Genomic DNA, 6,104 nt, shown 5'->3' with positions numbered 1-6,104 from the left:
CTTCTGGGCGGTCGGCGCGGCCGTCGCCATCGCGATGGTCGACTTCAACCAGCGCGCCCGCGCCATGGCGGTCATGATCGGCGGCCTGTCCATCGCCAACGTGCTCGGCGTCCCCGCGGGCGCGTTCCTCGGCGAGAACCTCGGCTGGCGCTCCGCCTTCTGGGCGGTCGGCGCGGCCTCCGCCGTCGCGCTCGTCGGCGTCCTCACCCTGATCCCCCGCATCCCGCTCCCCGCCGAGAAGCCGCAGCTGAAGAAGGAGCTGTCGATCTACGGCGACCGCCAGGTCTGGCTGTCGATCGCGATCACCGCCCTCGCCGCGGGCGGCGTCTTCTGCGCCTTCTCGTACCTCTCCCCGCTCCTCACGGACGTGTCCGGCCTCTCCGAGAGCTGGGTCCCGACCATCCTCGGGCTCTTCGGCGCGGGCGCCCTGGTCGGCACGACGATCGGCGGCCGCGTGGCGGACGCCCACCTCTTCGGCGTCCTCCTGAGCGGCATCGCCGCGTCCACGGTCTTCCTGGTCTCCCTGGCCCTGTTCGCCGCCACCCCCGCCGCCGCGATCACGCTCTCGTTCCTCCTGGGCGTCTCCGCGTTCTACACGGCCCCGGCGCTCAACGCCCGCATGTTCAACGTCGCGGGCGCCGCCCCCACCCTCGCGGGCGCGACCACGACCGCCGCGTTCAACCTGGGCAACACGGGCGGCCCGTGGCTGGGCGGCACGGTGATCGACCTGGAGCTCGGCTACGAGGCGACGGCGTGGGCGGGCGCGGCGATGACGGCAGCGGCGATCGTCGCCGTGACGGTCTCCCTCCGCCTGCACCGCAGGACCCCGAGCCGCGTCGTCACGACATCCCCGGCAACCTCCGTGGACCCGGCCGAGGAGGTCACCAAAAGCCCCTCCTGGAACTAAAGTTGACCGAGCCACGGAAATCAGGGAGATTCCGGGGCCCAGGGACCAGGGGTGGGCGGGATGACGACGGCGAACGACGACGCGACGGACCGGATCGAGGGCCAGTCGCTGGCCTTCTGGGTCGAGGCGACCGACGAGGACACGGACCTCGGTCCCGGCTCCGACTCCAAGGGACTCTTCAGCCGGGACGGCGAATCCGTCCTGCGCTCCGTCCCCCTCGGCCCGCTCCGCAAGAACCTCGCGGAGACGGTCGAGGCGCTGCAGCAGGTCTTCAAGGAGGTCGCGGACCGCGACGACACCCTCGCCTTCGCGGAGGCGCAGCTGTCGTTCCAGGTGACGGCGAGCGGCTCCATCCAGCTCATCGGCTCCGGACAGGTACAGGGAACCAGGGGCCTCACCCTGACGTTCAAGCGCCCGACGACCTGAGCGCCCGGCCGTGTCACAGCACAAGGCCCTCCTCATCGGGGCGAGCGACTACGACGAACCGCTCCTCGACAGCCTGCCGTTCGTCCAGGACGACCTGGCGCGGCTGCGCGACGTCCTCACCGACCGCGGCTTCCGGTCGGCGGAGATCGTCGAGAGCAAGCGGGGCGTGATCCCCAGCGTCGTACACGCCCAGGCCCGCGCGTTCCTGCGGGACGCGCGGCCGGACGACACGCTGTGGATCCTGCTCAGCGGACACGGATTCCACTTCGAGGGTCAGGACTACCTGGTCCCCGAGGACGCGACCTACGCCGTCGAGCCGTTCTCCGACGCGTGCATCGAGATCGACTGGCGCAGGGAGTTGACGGAGTCGCCCGCGCGCCACGTCGTCTTCCTCATCGACGCCTGCCGTGAGGGTGTCCAAAGGGACGCCAAGGCAGGCCCGCCCGGCCTGCGGAGCTGGACCCGCCGGGCGATCGCCGCCTCGCTGCGCCGCAAGGTCGCGTACGTGTACGGATGCTCGGCATCGCAACAGTCCCTGTTCGTGAGCGAGTCGGAGACAGCGGCTCCCGGCGCCGACACCGGCATCCCGCCCGGCGAGTCGTTCAGCCTCTTCACCCGCGCCGTCGGCGACGTGATCGAGAAGAACCCGCACGCGATGCGGCTGCAGGAGTTCTTCCAGGAGACGCAGACCCGCGTCACCGCCCTGCACCGTGCCTACAAGCGGCCGGACCGTGCCCCGCAGCAGATCAGGGTGGTCTGCGAACTGCCCCCCGGAGAGCAGGACTTCCCTCTCCTCCCCGGACCCGACCGGCACACCGAGGCCCACCCGTGGATCCGCTCGGTCGCCCAGCACCCGGTGTGGCAGCGCACCCGCCCCGGCCCGGCCCGGGACACCCTGCACGAACTCTGCGGCACTCTCGCGACGGGTCTCGCCGCCGGGTACGAGAAGGCCGCGGCCGCCCTGCACGCCGACCCGTGGCACGACTCGGAACTGGCCCTGCGCACCCACGACAGGCTCGGCTTCCTCACCCACCGGCTCGCGGACGGCGTGGAGCTCTCCCCGTCCGAGGCCGCCCTCGCCGTCCTCCTCCCGCTGGTCGAGCAGACCTTCTGGGCGCAGGAGGCGGACCGGCGCCGCGACGTCCTGGCCGACGACGGCAAGGGCCCGGCCCCGGACCGGGACCGCTTCCGCAAGTTCGCCCAGGGCTTCCCCCGGATCAAGCGCAGGCTGCGCGCCCTGGAGCAGGCGAAGGTCACGGACGGCTCGGTGGAGCGGATCCGCTGGTGGCTGTACCACCGCTGGCTGATCCAGCAGCCGGAGGTGTACGCGGCGGAGTCCCTGAAGCTGCTGGTCGGCGCCCCCGCGAATGGCTCCGACCACCCCCGCTGGGTGATGGAGTCCCTCTCCGAGAAGCGCCTGATGCGCTTCCTCCATGAGCACCGCGCGGCCCCCTTCGCCACCTCGCGCGGCGACGGCCTGCACGACCACGACACGGTGGCCGCGAGCGCGCCCGACGAGCACGAGGTCCGCGAACCGCTGGTCGCGGCGCTCACCAAGGCGGCGTACGCCATGGCGGTGGACCCCGTCGACCTCCCCGAGATCGTCGTGGAACACCTCGGCATCTCGGACAGCGTGAACCTGGACGAGCTCCGCACCACGGTCCGGGGTTCGGACTGGCGCACGTCGGGCACGGGCCGCTCCCTCAACGCAGTGTGCGGCCACCCGGCGGTCCAGATCGCCCTGCGCGAGCACGCGTCCCGGGTGGACGGCCTGCTCCGCGACATCAACAAGGCGAACAACCCGACGCTCGCGCCCCTGTCGTCCCTGCCGCCCTATGCGGACGGCTCGCGGGTCCGCTTGGGCGGCAACACACCGGAACAGCTCTCGGACGGCATCCGCTTCCAGTTGGCGGAGGACCGGGTCCAGGAACTCTTGATGGGCGAGGAACTCTACGGCGAGCGGGACCTGGCGGTCCGTGAGGTCTACCAGAACGCGCTGGACGCGGTCCGCTACGCCGACCGGCGCCGGGAGTACCTGCGCCGCACCGGCCGACCTGCCGCTCCCTGGGAGGGGAGGATCGACTTCGTCCAGGGTGTGGGGGACGACGACCGTCCCTACCTGGAGTGCCGCGACAACGGCATCGGCATGAGCGTACGAGAACTGCGCGACGTCTTCTCCCAGGGCGGCGCCCGCTTCGTCGACCTGCCCGAGTACATCGAGGAACAGGCGGCCTGGGCGGAACTGCCGGAACCGAAGATCGAGCTGCACCCCAACTCCCGTTTCGGCATCGGGGTGCTGAGCTATTTCATGCTGGCCGACGAGATCGTCGTACGCACCTGCCGACTGGGCAAGGACGGCCGTCCCGGACGGCTGCTCCAGGTGTCGATCGCCGGGCCCGGCAACCTGTTCAGGGTCGAGGACTTGGGCCCCGGGGACGAGTGCGGGACGACGGTTCGCCTGCTGCTCACCCAGTACCGGAGGCCGACCTCCTGTGTGGACGTGCTGCAGCAGGTGCTCTGGGTGGCGCCGTACCGGACGACGGCCGAACACGGCGCGCGCCGCCAGGAGTGGGCGCCGGGCGAGGCGACCCTGACGGGGGTGGAGCTGATCCAGACGTCGCATCTGCAGAGCGTGCCGGTAAGCAAGCGCAGCAGCACCATCCTGCCCTCGTCCGACCCGGATCTGTGGTGGGTGGACGGCAGGGGATGGCTCCTGGCGGACGGCCTGTGGGCCTCGACTCGCTCCATGGGCGAACTGCACGGCTTCGTGCTCAACCTGTACGGGGAGCAGCAGCCCGAGCTGAGCGTCAACCGCTCGAGCATCCAGGAATACGACTGGGATCACATCAAAGAGCGGATCAGCGCGGCCGCGCCCAGTCTCTTCACCGGCCGACAGCACTTGGCGACGGTGACGTGGCTCGCCCGGCTGTGCGACATGTCCGAGGGCTTGGCCGACTGCGTCGGCGCTCAGGCGCGCGAGGCGGACGTGCCCTGGGAGCTGAGCGCCGGGACCGTCCTGCCCTACGGCAAGGTCGGCTTCTTCCTCCCCGATCGGGCGCTGCTCCCGCTGGTGACCGGTGACTTCCCCGAGGAGGCCGGGGACCAGGCGGCCGCGTATCTGAGCACCACGCCCTCGCTCGTGCTGCGCTGGCGTCTGCTGGCGCTGTACCGGGCCGGTCTCGGTGAGCCGCTGGCCGCCGGAGCGCCGGATGCGCCGGATCCGTGCGCCCGCCCGTCGGACCTGGCGCTGCTGAGCAGCTACGGCAGGTTCGCGCGCTGGGACACGGACTTCATACTGTGGCAGCAAGGCCACAGCGTGGCCGGTTCGCAGCCCTCACCGGCCCTGGTGCAGACCGGCGCCCCCAGTCTCAGGCGGCTCTTTCCCTGGTCCGATCCGGACAGGGCGTTCACCGTCACGGACATCTTCAGGCGCGTCATGTTCACCGAGCTGTCCGCCGAGGAAGTGGTCGCCCGCGTCACCGCCCTCGGCTACCGCGTCGAGCCCCTGCACGCGTGCTCCGCCGTCGTCCCCAAGGACCTTCCCCTCCTGGCCACGGGCTCCTTCGGCACGTGGCTGGAGCCGGGGGCGACCCTCACGGCCGCACAGGTCTGCGTCAGCGCGGCGCGGGCCGACTGCCCCACACCGGAGGCGGCCCGGCGCCTGCGGGAGCTGGGATTCGACGTACCGGCGGACGTCCCCGTCCGGGAGACCTGGACCGAAGAGGACCAGACGGTGCTCCACAGCCTGTGGCTGGTGCACCCCGATCCCACGCCCTCCGGCATCACCGAGGACGTCACCCCTGGCCAACTGGCCTGCATGGCACACGAGTCGGGCCGCTCCCTCCACCAGGTCGCCGACCTGTTCCGCGGACTCGGCTTCACCGTCGGGGCCCCGGAGACCGAACTGTCCGACGACGACCGGTCCATCCTGGAGTACGAGGGGGCCCGGCCCGTGCCGTACCGGCCCGTGCCCTGGCCCTATGTGGTGGCCGTCGCCCGCAGGTTCGGCACGCCCGAGAGCACGGCGGAGCGGCTGCGGGAGCTCGGCTTCGAGGTCGGCCCCCCGCAGCCGGGCGACGAGCGGCTGTCCAAGAAGGACATCGAGTTCCTCGGCCCGATGGTGGGGCACGACCCGGAGAAGGCCCTGTCGCTGTCCGACCTCGCGGAGGTGGCGCAGGAAGCCGGTGTCTCGCTGGCCGAGGCAGCGGACCGGCTGACGTCCTTGGGGTACGCGTGCGCGCCCGATCCGGCCCTGCTCTCCGCACTGCGACAGCAGGACGCCCAGGTCCTGCGCTTCGGATTCATGGTGCCCGACCCAGAGGTCTACGGATCCATCTCTCCCGTCCAGCAGTACGCCGCCGCCCTGCACACCAACCAGTACGGCCCGGAGATCGGCGACATGACCGAGGCACTGCATCGCCTCGGCTACGAGGTGGACCCCATCCCGGAAGCCTGGAGCAAGGAACGCAACGCCGAATGGGACCTGACCGACGCACTCCGGTCCCCGGAAACAAGCGACTTCCGCCTCCGAGAGACGAACGACGTCCCGCTCTCCCTCACCACCCTGGTGACCGTCGCCACCCGCGTCTCCCGCCCCTTCCACGAGGTGGCCCGCAAGGCAACCGCCCTGGGCCTGCGCCACGAGGCGGAAGGCTGGTTCGCCCCGGAACCGGAGGAACAGGCGGAACCCGGGTAACCGGCAGAACCGGCCGAACCGGGACCGCCCCACTCCGCTAGGCGGGCCGCCCCTTAGGCCTCCGCAACCCCGCCC

General features: G+C 71.4%; 3 protein-coding genes. All 3 read left to right on the top strand.

All coding sequences use genetic code 11. The features are described from left to right. Window positions 1-907 (top strand): MFS transporter (locus AOK03_RS36215; protein WP_055569635.1); only part of this gene is annotated, 907 nt, incomplete at its 5' end. A gap of 60 nt (window positions 908-967) precedes the next feature. Next, complete coding sequence (locus tag AOK03_RS36210) at window positions 968-1,333, top strand: Pepco domain-containing protein (protein ID WP_055569634.1); 366 nt, start codon at window positions 968-970, stop codon at window positions 1,331-1,333. A 10-nt stretch (window positions 1,334-1,343) separates the two neighbouring features. Continuing rightward, window positions 1,344-6,029 carry an HD domain-containing protein gene (locus AOK03_RS36205; RefSeq protein WP_055569633.1) on the top strand — a complete coding sequence of 1,562 codons (4,686 nt, stop codon included), beginning with the start codon at window positions 1,344-1,346 and terminating at the stop codon, window positions 6,027-6,029. The last annotated feature ends 75 nt before the right edge of the window (window positions 6,030-6,104 follow it).

The sequence above is a fragment of the Streptomyces atriruber genome (assembly GCF_001418325.1).
GTDB classification, from domain to species: Bacteria; Actinomycetota; Actinomycetes; order Streptomycetales; family Streptomycetaceae; genus Streptomyces; species Streptomyces atriruber.
The sequence above is the reverse complement of the archived record's forward strand: the minus strand, read 5'-3'. Positions and strand labels throughout refer to the sequence as shown.